Raw genomic sequence first — 14347 nt, forward strand, 5'->3', positions numbered from 1 at the left:
TACCTAGCACAGTGCCAAGGTTAATTGTATGATGAATGTATTCCGTCACTCAGGACTCTTTTTATGCGCAATGTGACTTCACTTTGCTGGCAGTATCTGCGGGCTTTCGCCATTATTTATCTGTGTTTGTGGGCAGGTAAAGCGGTGGCCTTGCTGCTGCCCATCAGCATCCCCGGTAGCATTCTCGGGATGCTGATTCTGTTTGCCCTGCTCTCTTCACAGATTTTGCCTTCGACATGGGTAAAACCCGGTTGTCACCTCTTAATCCGCTACATGGCGCTGCTGTTTGTACCGATCGGTGTTGGCGTCATGCAATATTATGACCAGCTCACCAAGCAGTTCGGCCCGATCGTGGTTTCCTGCGTTGTCAGTACCTTGGTTGTGATGTTGGTCGTCGGTTACAGCTCGCATTATGTCCATCGTGAGCGCAAGGTGATTGGTTCTCCCACTCACTCCGAGGAGGACAAATGATCAGTAACTTATGGTGGTCGCTGCCACTCACGTTAATTGTGTTCTTCAGTGCACGCCGTTTAGCCCGTTGGTTGAAAATGCCGTTGCTGAACCCTTTGCTGATATCAATGGTTGTTATCATTCCATTGTTGTTGGTGACACATATGCCTTATGCCAATTATTTTGCTGGTAGCAAAGTCCTAAACGATCTGTTGCAGCCTGCAGTCGTAGCGTTGGCTTTCCCGCTGTATGAGCAATTGCATCAAATTCGCGCGCGCTGGAAATCAATCATTAGCATCTGTTTTATCGGCAGTATAACCGCTATGGTCAGTGGTACTGCTGTGGCCCTGTGGATGGGGGCGACTCCTGAAATTGCCGCGTCAGTACTGCCTAAATCTGTCACCACGCCTATTGCTATGGCGGTGGCCGAATCTATTCATGGTTTACCGGCGATCAGCGCGGTGTGCGTTATTTTTGTTGGGATTCTGGGGGCGGTGTTTGGTCACAGTTTGTTGAATTTGTTGAAAATCACTACTAAAGCTTCACGCGGCCTGGCTATGGGGACGGCATCGCATGCTCTGGGTACCGCCCGTTGTGCTGAGCTAGATTTTCAGGAAGGGGCATTCAGCTCACTGGCCTTGGTAATTTGCGGGATTATCACCTCACTGCTGGCGCCCTTTTTGTTTCCAGTGCTGCTACATTTATTTGGCTAATATATCCATCATCTTTCAAACTGCTGGTGTGTTGGTTGCGCGCACTTGCCCGAATCACTTACTCATGTAAGCTCATCGCGGTTCTCTCGCTTGCCGCCTTCCTGCATCTTGAAATATATTGGGTATAGTGAGGATTTATGCATAAATTTGAGATACATCTCTCATTTGAGATTTTACTTGCATGAATTTCATATATAACGAGATCCACGTCACACCAAGAAAGCCCCAAGCTGCCTAAAATAGTTTCCCGTAACTATTGGAGAGAACCCTATGCAAGCACGTTTTCATGACGCTTGGGCTAAGTTGCCCGCCTCACTGCAATCCGCACTTGAACCAATCATGAGCGCAAACGATTTCCCTGCAATGCTGACAGCAGATCAAGTGAAAGCGGTGAAAAGCAACAGTGGGTTAGATGATGATGCGCTAGCATTTGCATTGCTACCACTGGCCGCCAGTTGTGCATTAACGCCCGTCTCTAATTTCAAGGTCGGGGCTATTGCTTGCGGTATCAGCGGCAATCTCTATTTCGGCGCCAATATGGAGTTTAGTGGCACCCCATTGCAACAAACTATCCACGCCGAACAATGTGCGGTAACACATGCCTGGCTGCATAATGAGGCCAGCCTTGTCTCTATTACCGTCAATTACACGCCGTGTGGCCATTGCCGCCAATTTATGAATGAACTAAACAGTGGAACCGATCTGCATATTCATCTGCCAAATCGCCCAGCATCAACTCTGGGGCAATATTTGCCAGACGCTTTCGGCCCGAAAGATTTGAATATCACGACTCTACTTATGGATCCTGTTGACCACAGTTATACCCTTTCTAATGCTGATGATCTGACTCAGGCCGCATTGGAGGGCGCGAACCACAGCCATGCACCCTACAGTAACTCCCATAGCGGTGTGGCAGTGGAAACCGCCGAAGGCATTATTTATACCGGGCGCTATGCTGAAAATGCAGCTTTTAATCCAAGCTTGCCACCGCTGCAAGCGGCATTAATTATGGCTAATATGTCTGGTAAGGATTACCTCCCTATCCGCCGGGCGGTGCTAGTTGAAGGTCAACATTCTATGCTTTCGCAGTGGAATGCCACCCAAGCAACGTTGGCCGCATTAGGCTGTAGCGATGTAAAACGTGTGACATTTTAAACAGATAAAACCGCAACGGGGTTACCTGGCTAGCCCCGATAAACACCCGCTGTACAACGTCATTTGTTGGCTAACTACTTCCCATTACGTAATAAAAGTATGTCTCTCAGTTGAACGGGGATACATTGAGGATCCAGCCCACAGTATGAAGTGGGTGGATGATAAGGTGTGGCTCCTAACTCTTGTTTACTGTTTTGTATTGCTATTGAAGAGGCGATATAACATCGCTCTTTATTAATTACATCCCCCCGACTTTCAATCTCTTTTGTGATGCGAATAACCATCGGCCCATTGTCGTTGCGCTCCCCCAAAGCGATGCACAAATTATCATTCGAGAGATCAGATAAATTTTCTACTGGTATCGTATAGTTTGAGCAACCTGATAGCAGAAGCATCAGAGTAATAACACTGAATTTATCCATTTTTATTTTAATCAATTATTTTAACACTACAAATTGCGTATTAATTACGATAGGAATTTAAATTATAAATCATCTTACATAGTCTTCTTTGCTGGCATTCAATTGTTAATTAATAAATTTTTTTAATTTAATTAATTCTTACTATTGTAATTCGGGGATAAAAATCGCATTTTTCCCTTCAAATTAAAAGAGTTTTTGAATAACTGTTATAGTTTCATTTATATAAATAGTGCTGTCTTATCGCTAATAATCAGGTGGAAATGTGCTCCAAGACTGCGATTTAAATCATTTAGATGTGTATGAGGATTTTTTCAAAATACAACTTTGTGGACTTACCCCATGAATGTGACACAGCCCACATTTACTGATAGCCAACATATTTAACTAACAAAAGCTGTACATTTTTTTCTTATCTTTTAGGATCAGGGTAACGACTTGATAACGTTTAAGAGTGAAACTCATGGAACTGGAATACGAAAGTAAACGCCCCCTGTACATCCCCTACGCTGGCCCGATCCTATTAGAATTCCCTTTATTGAACAAAGGTAGCGCCTTCACCAATGATGAGCGCAGCCACTTCAATTTACACGGCTTATTGCCAGAAGCGGTTGAAACCATCGAAGAACAGGCTGAACGTGCTTATCGTCAGTATCAAGATTTCAAAAATGACGACGATAAACATATTTATCTGCGTAATATTCAAGATACTAATGAGACCCTGTTTTACCGCCTGCTGGAAGCGCATCTTAGCGAGATGATGCCCATTATTTACACCCCGACGGTAGGAGAAGCTTGTGAACACTTCTCAGATATCTATCGCCGTGCGCGCGGGTTATTTATCTCTTATCCAAACCGCGAACACATTGATGACATGCTGCAAAATGCCACCAAGCAAAATGTGAAAGTTATCGTAGTTACTGACGGCGAACGCATTCTCGGCCTTGGCGACCAAGGTATCGGTGGCATGGGTATTCCTATTGGTAAACTGTCGTTGTATACCGCCTGCGGTGGTATTAGTCCGGCGTATACCTTGCCAGTGGTATTGGATGTGGGCACCAATAACCCCCAACGTCTGAACGACCCGCTTTATATGGGCTGGCGTCACCCGCGTATTTCCGGCGATGAGTATTATGCATTTGTTGATGAATTCATTCAGGCAGTCAAACGCCGCTGGCCGAATGTGTTGTTGCAGTTTGAGGATTTTGCTCAGAACAATGCGACGCCACTGCTCAACCGCTACCGTGATGAGCTGTGCTGTTTCAATGATGATATTCAGGGCACAGCAGCGGTCACATTGGGTAGCCTGATTGCGGCAAGTCATGCCGCTGGCAGCAAGTTGCGCGACCAAACTGTCACCTTCCTCGGTGCAGGTTCAGCCGGTTGTGGGATTGCTGAGCAAATCATTGCGCAAATGATTTCGGAAGGTCTGAGTGAAGAACAGGCTAGAGCGCGGGTCTTTATGGTCGATCGTTTCGGTCTGTTGACTGATAAACTGCCTAATTTATTAGATTTCCAAAGTAAATTGGTGCAAAAAAGCGATACCTTGCAAAGCTGGAATCTGACCAGTGACTCAATCTCTTTGCAGGATGTGGTCCGTAATGCCAAACCTACCGTGCTGATTGGGGTTTCTGGCCAGCCGGGGTTATTTACCGAAGAGTTGATCCGCGAGATGCACAAGCACTGTGCGCGCCCGATAGTGATGCCACTGTCGAACCCAACATCACGGGTAGAAGCACGGCCAGAAGACATTATTAACTGGACGGATGGCGCAGCATTAGTCGCAACAGGTAGCCCATTCTCACCTGTCAGCTATAAAGAGAAACTGTATCCAATTGCACAATGCAATAACTCTTATATCTTCCCCGGCATTGGTTTGGGGGTGCTGGCATCCGGTGCCAAACGCGTTACCGACGGTATGCTGATGGCCGCCAGCCGTGCATTGGCGGAGTGCTCACCGCTGGCGCAGAACGGCGAAGGAGCATTACTACCCAATATCGATGATATTCAGTCGGTTTCAAAAACTATCGCTATGCAAGTAGGGAAAGCCGCGCAGTTGCAGGGGGTCGCTATTGTCACTTCTGAGGAAGCATTAGCTAAAGCCATTGAGCACAACTATTGGCAGCCGCAGTATCGGACTTATAAACGAACCTCGTTCTAGTTATTATCCGGCCTGCGCTACTGCTCAGGCCGCTTATAGTCTAACGCTACTGTCATCAGTTACCCCTCAATCATTAATATAATAAGAAGAAACTATTGGCATGATATCGGTGGGTACAGTAGCCTTGCAGTATCGCCAGTGAATTGAATGCATTAAAGGCCAGAGAATGTGGAAACGCCTGATTATTAGCTTAATTATCATCGCAGGGTTGCTGATGGTGACAGCTATTGCACTCGATCGCTGGATTAGCTGGAAAACAGCCCCTTTTATCTACGATGATCTGCAAGACTTACCGCACCGGCAGGTTGGTGTGGTTTTAGGCACGGCTAAGTATTATAAAACCGGTGGTATTAATCAGTTTTATCAATACCGAATTCAAGGCGCGTTAAATACCTACAACAGCGGTAAAGTAAGCTACTTGCTACTTAGCGGTGATAACGCCCTGCAAAGTTATAACGAACCGATGACCATGCGCCGTGACTTGATTGCAGCGGGTGTCGCGCCTTCTGATATCGTGTTGGACTATGCTGGTTTTCGCACATTAGATTCTATTGTACGTACTCGAAAAGTATTTGATACCAATGATTTTATTATCATTACTCAGCGTTTCCATTGCGAGCGGGCGTTGTTTATCGCTATGCATATGGGGATTCAAGCGCAGTGTTTTGCGGTGCCGTCCCCCAAAGATATGCTCAATGTTCGGGTTCGTGAGATCTTTGCCCGCCTCGGCGCGCTGTCAGATCTCTATATTATGAAACGCGAGCCACGCTTCCTGGGGCCATTAATCCCTATTCCGGCAGTACACGTGATACCGGATGATGCGCAAGGTTACCCCGCCGTATCCCCTGAGCAACTGGTTGAACTGGAACACCGACTGGCAGAAGAAAAAGCGAAAAAACCAGCACCAGCACCATGATTCTAAATGCGCTTTTGATTTAATGTTAAGTTCAATCAAAAGCGCTTTCAATTACCCCCTTTGCCCTAAAAATGCCCCAACATCACTTTCCACCTCCCCCATCTCTTGCAATAACTGCAACGTTTCCAGAGCTTCATCCTCATCAAGCCGGCTCATGGCAAACCCCACATGCACCAAAACCCAATGACCGATTAATCCTGCACTAGTCTGCTCATCCGCAGCCACCAGCATAATATTGACCGAGCGGCGCACGCCACAGACATCCACCCATGCTGTGCCTGGTTGAGTGTCATCCAACACGATAATTTGCCCGGGGATGCCTATACACATAATCCAGCTCCTGCAGTGTCACGGCATAAAAAAAGTAAATTCATTCCACCTCCAACCGCTTAATTATCACGCCATCATCAGCCGCCCCAATACGCAAATGGCTGCCCGCACACAATGGGCAACGGGTTACTTTACTGCTGAGCAAATTAACCTGTTGTTGGCAGTCATGGCACCACACTTGTGATTGCTGCTGGCTGAGATGTAAAACACAGCCTTCCGCCAAAGTGCCACGGCACACCAGCTCAAAACAGAATTCCAACGCCTGCGGCTCGACACAGGAAAAGACGCCGGTTTCCAACCACACGCCAGTAATTCTCTGTGCGCCGTGCAACCGTGCCTGCTGTTCCATCATGGCAATAGCATTTTGGCACAAGGTAATCTCATGCATGACTGTTCTCCCAGTATGGATTTCTCTGGCAAAATTAATGCAAAGACGATGCCAGTAATACTGGCTATTTCATGGAATCGATAACCAACACAACAGATTGATAAATATCATTATTTATCAGTACTGCTTAGGTATGAATTCACGAAATGAATAATCACTGTCGAAGTGTCATCAAACAGTGAGGATTTCGTCACTATTGTCGACACTTCTCTGCGGCAATCCCTCTGTTTTTACTGCCTTTTAAATTCCTGCCCTTTGTCTGGTATCACCTTAATGCGCTACTGGCGCGGCTTCCCCACTCTTTTGTATTGCCGGCCACCGTGCTGGCACAGAATATGCTTTGGAGCTGGGAAATGATTGCTATCAGCCTGACTGTCACCAGATTTTTGTCCCGGAGGGTATGGCCATGAACCGCTTTGTGATTGCGGAACCGAGGCTTTGTATTGGATGCAATACCTGCATGGCTGCTTGCAGCCAGGTGCATAAAGCCAAGGGTCTACAACAGCATCCCAGATTGACTGTTATGCGTAATGCCACGGTTACGGCACCGATTCTCTGTCGTCACTGTGAAGATGCATGGTGCGCGCGGGTTTGCCCGGTCAATGCCATCACCCTGACCAATAACGCCGTTGAATTGGATGAAACCACCTGTATCGGCTGCAAGCTCTGCGGTATCGCCTGCCCATTTGGCGCAATTACACCGGCTGGCAGTAAACCCTTGGCTGTGCCAGAAAATTTCCCTGAATACATACCGATGACCCTGTTATCTGATGTGCCATTCAGCTCGGCCAACATGCATCCGTTCCTTGCCTGGAATGCCGGAGTACGCAGTGTTGCCGTGAAATGCGACTTATGCAGCTTCCAATCTCAAGGGCCGGAATGTGTGCGGGTCTGCCCGACTAACGCCTTGATGCTGGTGGATGAGCACAGCATTGAACAGGCAAATCACGCCAAGCGCCTGGCTGCCGCCAGTGGGTTTGCCAACGAGCTGCCCTTTATGGCCGTGGACAATTCGTCCGCTATCTCTCACGAGGAGCAGAAAAGATGATGAATTCGCTTGAGCTACTGTGGCTCTCCTTACTGCTTTATCTGGCTGGCGCACTGCTTTCTCTGCTACTGGCGCGGCGCGAAACACTGGCGATTTATGCTTCTGGGTTGGCGTCATTGTTAGGTGGCATTGCGGGCTTGTTTGCCGCGGCCCCCACCCTACTTGGCGGCGGGATTATCACCTTCACTGCCGCCGGGCCATTCCCGTTCGTGGCATTCAGCTTACGTCTTGATCCCTTAGCCGCATTTATGCTGATGGTCATCTCATTGCTGGTGGTGATAACCGCGCTCTATTCACTGGCCTATGTACAGGAATACAAAGGGCGCGGGGCGTGGGGAATGGGGGTCTTTATGAACCTGTTCATCGCCTCAATGGTGGCGTTGGTGGTGGTGGATAACGCTTTCTACTTTATTATCTTCTTCGAAATGATGTCATTGGCGTCTTACTTCCTGGTGATTTCTGACCAAAATGACGATGCCATCAGCGCGGGCTTGCTCTATTTTCTGATTGCCCACGCCGGTTCCGTGCTAATTATGATTGCGTTCTTCCTGCTGTACCGCCTGAGCGGCAGCCTGGAGTTTGCCGCCTTCCGGCAGGCTAATCCACAACCCGTTATGGCCTCGGTTATCTTCTTATTGGCTTTCTTCGGTTTTGGTGCCAAAGCAGGGATGCTACCACTGCATGGCTGGTTACCCCGAGCGCACCCTGCCGCCCCGTCCCATGCTTCAGCCCTGATGTCTGGCGTCATGGTGAAAATAGGCATCTTCGGCATCATCAAAGTCGGCATTGATTTACTCGGTGCCAGCCAACTGTGGTGGGGCGTGGTGGTGTTGGGCTTCGGTGCAGTGTCCTCAGTGCTGGGCGTGCTGTACGCATTGGCCGAACACGACATCAAACGGCTACTGGCGTATCACACAGTTGAGAATATCGGCATCATCCTGATGGGGGTTGGTGTCGGTATGATTGGCATTGCCAGCCATCAACCAGTACTCGCCGCGCTGGGTTTACTGGGTACGCTCTACCACCTGCTTAACCACGCCGTCTTCAAAGGGCTGCTGTTCCTCGGGGCCGGTGCGGTCATTTATCGCTTACACACCAAAGACATGGAAAAGATGGGCGGGCTGGCCCGAATGATGCCTTATACCGCACTGGCCTTTCTGGTGGGATGTATGGCGATTTCAGCCCTGCCGCCATTCAATGGTTTTGTCAGTGAATGGTTCACCTACCAATCACTGTTTACCATGACCAAAGACGGCGGTTTTATTATTCGCCTCGCCGGGCCAATCGCCATTGTGATGCTGGCAATGACGGGGGCATTGGCTGCCATGTGTTTTGTGAAAGTTTATGGCATCAGCTTCTGCGGCCTGCCGCGCACCGAAAAAGCCGCCCTTGCGCGCGAAGTCCCCTGGCCGATGACTACTGCCATGCTGTTGTTGGCGCTGCTTTGCCTGGCTTTGGGAATAGGTGCCACCCACGTCGCACCAGTGATTGGCCGCATTGCCTCCAGCTTGATAACGGCTCCTCCGGTGCCTTCTTTACAGGTCGCGCAAGGCGCGGTTTTATTCCCGCAACACAGCTCTCAGGCCATGCTGTCCACTCTATATATCTTCTTTGGTTTATTGATTTTGCCGCTGGTGATTTTACTGGTTGCCAGCTTCTACAGAGGCAGCCGCCTGGCATTTCGTCATGGTGGCGACCCTTGGGCTTGCGGTTATGCCTATGAGCAGGCCATGACGGTCTCGGCCGGTGGTTTTACTCAACCCCTGCGAGCCATGTTTGCCCCGCTCTATCGACTGCGTAAAACACTCGATCCCGCCCCAATGATGCAGCGTACGCTGGAATATTCCATCAGTGGTGCGGGCCGGGTGGAACCTGTCTGGGATGACAAAATAGTGGCCCCGCTTATCCGTTCTATCCAATGGCTCAGCCAACGAATTCAATGGCTGCAACAGGGTGATTTCCGCCTCTACTGTCTGTATGTGGTCGCCGCGCTGGTAACCCTGCTGATTATTGCGGCTATTTAAGGAGACGAGCAATGCCAACTACTGATATGCCTGCGCTCTCTATGATTGCTTTCGCCATCGGGCAGGCGCTGGTGATGCTGGCGCTGGCACCGCTGATGGCGGGGATTTCGCGCATGGTAAGAGCCAGAATGCACTCGCGCCGTGGGCCGGGCATCCTGCAAGAGTATCGAGATTTAGCCAAGCTACTGAAACGTCAGGATGTGGCACCGGCCAATGCCGGGATTATTTTCCGGTTGATGCCCTATGTACTGCTAGGCAGCATGTTATTGATTGCCATGACGTTACCCATTTTCACGCTGGCCTCCCCCTTTGGCGTGGCGGGCGACCTGATAGCTCTGCTGTATCTGTTCGCGCTGTTCCGCTTCTTCTTCTCACTGGCAGGCCTGGATAGCGGCAGTATCTTCGCCGGTATCGGTGCCAGCCGCGAGTTGACGCTGGGGGTGTTGGTTGAACCGACATTAATCCTTTCACTGTTGGTGGTTGGTCTGATTGCTGGCTCAACCAATATCGGCACCATCAGTACTACCTTATCTCAAGGGCACTGGCAGTCACCGACCGCAACGGCTCTGGCGCTGTTGGCCTGCGGTTTCGCCGTGTTTATCGAAATGGGCAAAATTCCGTTTGATGTCGCTGAAGCGGAACAAGAGCTACAGGAAGGGCCACTGACCGAGTACTCCGGTGCCTCGCTGGGCTTGGTCAAATGGGGCATAAGCCTGAAACAGGTGGTGGTGGCGCAACTTTTCCTCGGCGTGTTTATCCCCTTTGGCAAGCTGGCGGTACTGAGTGGGCCGGGCTTGCTGTGGGCGCTGGTGGCCTGCGTTATCAAATTGGTGGTGGTGTTTGTACTGGCCTCCATCGTGGAAAACAGTATTGCCCGTGGGCGCTTCCTGTTGACCTCCCGTGTTACCTGGCTGGGGTTTGGCGTCGCTGCCTTGTCTCTGGTTTTCTATCTCACCGGCCTTTAAGGAGCTAATAAACCCATCATGGATAACCTGGCTCTTATAAATATCGCCCTTGCGACCATTCTGGTTCCGTTTGCCGGTGCCATTCTCACTGCCTGTTTACCACAGCAATGGGCGAAATGGTCTTGTACCTTCTTCTCACTGCTGGCCACCCTCGGCACCGTTCTGCTGGCTTATGCCTATCTGAGGAGCGGCAAGGTGGATGTCACTTTTGATCTAATTCATTATGGTGATATGGCGCTGTTCGGTCTGACCATCGACCGCATCAGCACCTTGATTGCTTTCGCCGTGGTGTTCCTCGGCTTGCTGGTCAGTATCTATTCCACCGGTTATCTGACATTAGGTAATCGCGAGCATCCTCACGAGGGCACCAATCGCTATTATGCGCTGTTATTGGTCTTCATCGGCGCAATGGCAGGGCTGGTCTTATCATCCACGCTACTTGGGCAGTTGTTCTTCTTTGAAATTACCGGCGGCTGCTCGTGGGGTTTGATTGGTTACTACCAGAGCCAGAAGTCATTGCGCTCGGCGCTAAAAGCCTTGCTGGTCACCCATGTGGCGGCCATCGGCCTGTATTTGGCGGCGGCAGTGCTACTGGTCAATACCGGCACCTTTGCTTTAACGGCACTGGCGCAACTGGATAGCACCACCAAAATCATCGTGTTCGGAGGCATCCTGTTTGCCGCCTGGGGGAAATCGGCCCAGTTGCCACTGCACATCTGGTTACCGGATGCGATGGAGGCCCCGACCCCAGTCAGTTCCTACCTGCATGCCGCGTCAATGGTCAAAGTCGGCGTCTATATCTTCGCTCGCGCCATCTACTCTGCCGGTGATGTGCCGCAGATCATCGGTACTGTCGGTATGGTGATGGCGGTTATTACCTTGATTTACGGCTTCTTTATGTATCTGCCGCAAAAAGATATGAAGCGGCTACTGGCCTACTCCACCATTACCCAGTTGTCTTACATTTTCTTCGCACTGTCTTTGGCTATCTACGGCTCGAAATTGGCCTTTGATGGTGGCATTGCCTACATCTTCAACCACGCATTTGCCAAGAGCCTGTTCTTCCTGGTCGCCGGGGCGCTGAGTTACAGCTGCGGCACCCGCATGTTACCCAAACTTAAAGGCATCATGGGCAAAATGCCGCTATTGGGCGTTGGATTTTGTGTGGCCGCACTGGCCATCACTGGGGTACCGCCATTTAACGGTTTCTTCAGTAAATTCCCCATTTTCGCCGCCGGTTTCTCACTTTCTCATGAACATTGGCTGTTGATACCGCTGCTGGTACTGGCATTGATTGAATCGGTTGCCAGCTTTGGCTGGTTCCTCTACTGGTTCGGACAAACTGTACCCGGCAAGCCATCAGAAGAAGTCGCCAGTGCCAAACCGCTACCATTAGCCATGCAGGGCGTGCTGGTAGTGCTAGTGGTGATGTCGGTGTGTTCAAGTTTTATTGCCGTCGCCTGGCTCGGATAAGGGAGTAAAAAATGACCGGAACACTTCTTGTCAACAATCTAGCTGGCCTGCTTATTATTACCTCGCTGCTGGTAATTATCGTGAAAAAACCGGCCACGTCGGCACTATTTTATGCTTTGCAGTCATTGGTCTTGGTGCTTATTTTCCTGGTATTAGCCGAAACCTTGCACGCCCACGAGCTGTATATGTGGTCGCTGACCGCCTTTATCACCAAAGTGATATTGGTGCCGTGGATTATGTATCGCGCATTTCGCCAGATGGAAGACCCTAAAGCCAACGGCGGCGTGGTAGGTACCGCCGGCCTGATATTTATCGCCGCCATCATCATTTTACTGAGTTACTTCGTGGTCGAGCCAGTGCAATTGCCGATGGTCAGTGCGCTAAAACCGGCATTGGCGGTGTCACTTGGGCATTTCCTGATTGGCCTGCTGTGTATCGTCACCCAACGCAATATCCTGAAAAACATCTTCGGTTATTGCCTGATGGAAAACGGCGCGCACCTAATGTTGGCATTGTTAGCTTTCCGCGCGCCGGAGTTGGTCGAGGTAGGTATTGCCACTGATGCCATCTTCGCCGTGATTGTGATGACGCTAATGGCGCGCAAAATTTACCGCACGCTGCATACGCTGGATGTTAAACAACTGACAGCGCTAAAGGGGTAATAAAATGAGCAATACTGACCTGCTGCTGTTACTGCTGGCGATACCTCTAATAGCCTCGCTGCTGGCATTTGCTTGTCGTGCCTTGGGGAGTGCCGCCCGCATGGCAACCACTTGGGTACATTTTGCAGGCATCAGTTTACTGCTGATAGTGGCATTGACGGTAGTGTGCCGGGTGGCAGTGGGCGGGGAAATTCTGGCAGTTCACCATTGGCTGCATATCGACAGCCTCAGTGCGCTGTTCCTCGCTATTTTAGGTGTTATTGGCTTTATCACTGGTCTTTACTCCCTTGGCTATATGCGCCATGAAGTGAATAACGGTGAAATTACTGTCAGCACCTTGTGTAATTACTACGGCTTTTTCCATCTATTCCTGTTTACCATGCTGTTGGTAGTGACCAGCAATAACCTGATTCTGATGTGGGTTGGCATTGAAGCCACCACCCTCAGTTCGGCCTTTTTGGTGGGATTATACGGCCAGCGCTCCTCATTGGAGGCGGCGTGGAAGTACATTATCATCTGTACCGTTGGTGTGGCATTCGGGCTGTATGGCACGGTGTTGGTGTATGCCAATGCTGCCAATGTGCTGGCTGATCCCGGCAGCGCTATCTTCTGGACGGTGGTTGCCGATCATGCCAAAGAACTAGATCCTAGCCTGATGCATCTGGCATTTGTCTTTATCCTGATTGGTTTTGGGACCAAAACCGGCCTGTTCCCAATGCACTCCTGGCTGCCGGATGCCCACAGCGAAGCCCCCAGCCCCACCAGCGCCTTGTTATCCGCGGTATTACTCAACTGTGCCCTGCTGGTGATCATTCGCTATTACATCATTATCAGTGCCGCCATCGGGCCGCATTTCCCACAAATGTTGCTGTTGGTCTTCGGCATGATGTCGGTTGCCGTCTCTGCGTTCTTTATTCTGGCACAGCGCGATATGAAGCGTTTGCTGGCTTACTCCAGTGTGGAGAACATGGGGTTAATCGCCGTGGCCTTAGGCATTGGAGGCCCACTGGGGGTATTAGCCGCGCTGTTTCACACCATGAATCACAGCCTGGCAAAAACCTTACTGTTCTGCGGTTCTGGCAATGTGCTGCTGAAATATGGCACGCGGGATATGGGGGCGATCAAAGGCATCATCCGTGTGGCTCCGCTCACTGCGGTAATGCTGGCCGGTGGCGCATTGGCGCTGGCAGGAATGCCGCCATTTAACGTGTTTATCAGTGAGTTTATGGTGGTCGCCGCCGCGATTAAAGCCGGTCATATCACCTTAGTTATTGTATTGCTATTGCTGCTCACTTTGGTACTGGCGGGGTTGGTACGCATGATAGCCAGTACGGTGCTGGGTACCCCACCGACGGCGGTAAGCAAAGGTGAACTGGGTATTCTTACCACTGCACCGATGGCGATTCTATTACTGCTGATGTTGTTGCTCGGAGTGCATATTCCCACGCCAGTGACCCGCTTGCTGACTGATGCGGCGCAGATTGTCCTCAATAACGACAGCCGCGACCCTATCCAACAACCCTTTATGTTGCCGTGGCCATTGCCCACGCCAATAAAAGACATTTCACCGGCCCTATTGACTCCATCCATCGCAGATACGCACGCCGCTCTGCCATTCACCCCGACTCGTCAGGAGATGTAAC

13 protein-coding genes are annotated in these 14347 nt (G+C 50.3%); 11 read left to right on the forward strand and 2 right to left on the reverse strand.

Going from position 1 to position 14347, the window contains the following annotated elements:
- The first annotated feature begins 63 nt into the window (after positions 1–63).
- From ACF3VQ_RS13685 to sanA, 5 genes are all read left to right on the forward strand, one after another.
- Positions 64–471: a CidA/LrgA family protein gene (locus ACF3VQ_RS13685; protein WP_392431580.1), complete on the forward strand. Its 408-nt coding sequence runs from the start codon at positions 64–66 to the stop codon at positions 469–471.
- Entirely contained in the window at positions 468–1163 is a 696-nt protein-coding gene (locus ACF3VQ_RS13690; RefSeq protein ID WP_005162334.1) for a CidB/LrgB family autolysis modulator, read from the forward strand. The genes ACF3VQ_RS13685 and ACF3VQ_RS13690 overlap by 4 nt, the downstream gene beginning before the upstream one ends.
- Before the next feature lie 270 nt (positions 1164–1433).
- Complete coding sequence (gene cdd / locus ACF3VQ_RS13695) at positions 1434–2318, forward strand: cytidine deaminase (RefSeq protein ID WP_392431582.1); 885 nt, start codon at positions 1434–1436, stop codon at positions 2316–2318.
- 882 nt (positions 2319–3200) lie between these two features.
- On the forward strand, positions 3201–4898 hold the full coding sequence (locus ACF3VQ_RS13700; protein WP_392431584.1) for an NAD-dependent malic enzyme: 1698 nt from the start codon (positions 3201–3203) through the stop codon (positions 4896–4898).
- 166 nt (positions 4899–5064) lie between these two features.
- On the forward strand, positions 5065–5814 hold the full coding sequence (gene sanA / locus ACF3VQ_RS13705; protein WP_392431585.1) for an outer membrane permeability protein SanA: 750 nt from the start codon (positions 5065–5067) through the stop codon (positions 5812–5814).
- Between the two features lie 51 nt (positions 5815–5865).
- On the opposite strand, the gene ACF3VQ_RS13710 is transcribed toward sanA, so the two are convergent.
- Together ACF3VQ_RS13710 and hypA are read right to left on the reverse strand one after the other, a co-directional pair.
- Positions 5866–6144, reverse strand: coding sequence for a HypC/HybG/HupF family hydrogenase formation chaperone (locus ACF3VQ_RS13710; protein ID WP_392431587.1), 279 nt, complete (start codon positions 6142–6144; stop codon positions 5866–5868).
- A 40-nt stretch (positions 6145–6184) separates the two neighbouring features.
- Positions 6185–6532, reverse strand: coding sequence for a hydrogenase maturation nickel metallochaperone HypA (gene hypA / locus ACF3VQ_RS13715; RefSeq protein WP_392431588.1), 348 nt, complete (start codon positions 6530–6532; stop codon positions 6185–6187).
- A gap of 406 nt (positions 6533–6938) precedes the next feature.
- On the opposite strand from hypA, the gene ACF3VQ_RS13720 reads away from it, so the two are divergent.
- The 6 genes from ACF3VQ_RS13720 to ACF3VQ_RS13745 are packed head-to-tail and all read left to right on the forward strand — an operon-like array spanning position 6939 to position 14346.
- Positions 6939–7580: a 4Fe-4S dicluster domain-containing protein gene (locus ACF3VQ_RS13720; RefSeq protein ID WP_392431590.1), complete on the forward strand. Its 642-nt coding sequence runs from the start codon at positions 6939–6941 to the stop codon at positions 7578–7580.
- Positions 7577–9604 carry a hydrogenase 4 subunit B gene (gene hyfB, locus ACF3VQ_RS13725; RefSeq protein WP_392431592.1) on the forward strand — a complete coding sequence of 676 codons (2028 nt, stop codon included), beginning with the start codon at positions 7577–7579 and terminating at the stop codon, positions 9602–9604. Before ACF3VQ_RS13720 ends, hyfB begins: the two co-directional genes overlap by 4 nt.
- 11 nt (positions 9605–9615) lie before the next feature.
- Positions 9616–10569 carry a respiratory chain complex I subunit 1 family protein gene (locus ACF3VQ_RS13730; protein WP_005168282.1) on the forward strand — a complete coding sequence of 318 codons (954 nt, stop codon included), beginning with the start codon at positions 9616–9618 and terminating at the stop codon, positions 10567–10569.
- 18 nt (positions 10570–10587) lie between these two features.
- Complete coding sequence (locus ACF3VQ_RS13735; RefSeq protein ID WP_392431594.1) at positions 10588–12042, forward strand: hydrogenase 4 subunit D; 1455 nt, start codon at positions 10588–10590, stop codon at positions 12040–12042.
- Positions 12043–12053: 11 nt separating this feature from the next.
- Positions 12054–12704 (forward strand): hydrogenase 4 membrane subunit, encoded by a 651-nt coding sequence (gene hyfE, locus ACF3VQ_RS13740; protein WP_019081033.1) that lies wholly within the window; start codon positions 12054–12056, stop codon positions 12702–12704.
- 4 nt (positions 12705–12708) lie between these two features.
- Complete coding sequence (locus ACF3VQ_RS13745) at positions 12709–14346, forward strand: hydrogenase 4 subunit F (RefSeq protein ID WP_392431596.1); 1638 nt, start codon at positions 12709–12711, stop codon at positions 14344–14346.
- Position 14347 lies beyond the last annotated feature (1 nt).

Origin of the sequence: Yersinia fenwicki (assembly GCF_043099325.1) — a bacterium.
Lineage (GTDB): Bacteria > Pseudomonadota > Gammaproteobacteria > Enterobacterales > Enterobacteriaceae > Yersinia.

What these genes read in the sequence shown, in the direction of transcription:
- ACF3VQ_RS13685 (WP_392431580.1), top strand. Translation starts at nt 64, where the DNA reads ATGCGCAATGTGACTTCACTTTGCTGGCAGTATCTGCGGGCTTTCGCC.
- ACF3VQ_RS13690 (WP_005162334.1), top strand. Translation starts at nt 468, where the DNA reads ATGATCAGTAACTTATGGTGGTCGCTGCCACTCACGTTAATTGTGTTC.
- cdd (WP_392431582.1), top strand. Translation starts at nt 1,434, where the DNA reads ATGCAAGCACGTTTTCATGACGCTTGGGCTAAGTTGCCCGCCTCACTG.
- ACF3VQ_RS13700 (WP_392431584.1), top strand. Translation starts at nt 3,201, where the DNA reads ATGGAACTGGAATACGAAAGTAAACGCCCCCTGTACATCCCCTACGCT.
- sanA (WP_392431585.1), top strand. Translation starts at nt 5,065, where the DNA reads ATGTGGAAACGCCTGATTATTAGCTTAATTATCATCGCAGGGTTGCTG.
- ACF3VQ_RS13710 (WP_392431587.1), bottom strand. Translation starts at nt 6,144, where the DNA reads ATGTGTATAGGCATCCCCGGGCAAATTATCGTGTTGGATGACACTCAA.
- hypA (WP_392431588.1), bottom strand. Translation starts at nt 6,532, where the DNA reads ATGCATGAGATTACCTTGTGCCAAAATGCTATTGCCATGATGGAACAG.
- ACF3VQ_RS13720 (WP_392431590.1), top strand. Translation starts at nt 6,939, where the DNA reads ATGAACCGCTTTGTGATTGCGGAACCGAGGCTTTGTATTGGATGCAAT.
- hyfB (WP_392431592.1), top strand. Translation starts at nt 7,577, where the DNA reads ATGATGAATTCGCTTGAGCTACTGTGGCTCTCCTTACTGCTTTATCTG.
- ACF3VQ_RS13730 (WP_005168282.1), top strand. Translation starts at nt 9,616, where the DNA reads ATGCCAACTACTGATATGCCTGCGCTCTCTATGATTGCTTTCGCCATC.
- ACF3VQ_RS13735 (WP_392431594.1), top strand. Translation starts at nt 10,588, where the DNA reads ATGGATAACCTGGCTCTTATAAATATCGCCCTTGCGACCATTCTGGTT.
- hyfE (WP_019081033.1), top strand. Translation starts at nt 12,054, where the DNA reads ATGACCGGAACACTTCTTGTCAACAATCTAGCTGGCCTGCTTATTATT.
- ACF3VQ_RS13745 (WP_392431596.1), top strand. Translation starts at nt 12,709, where the DNA reads ATGAGCAATACTGACCTGCTGCTGTTACTGCTGGCGATACCTCTAATA.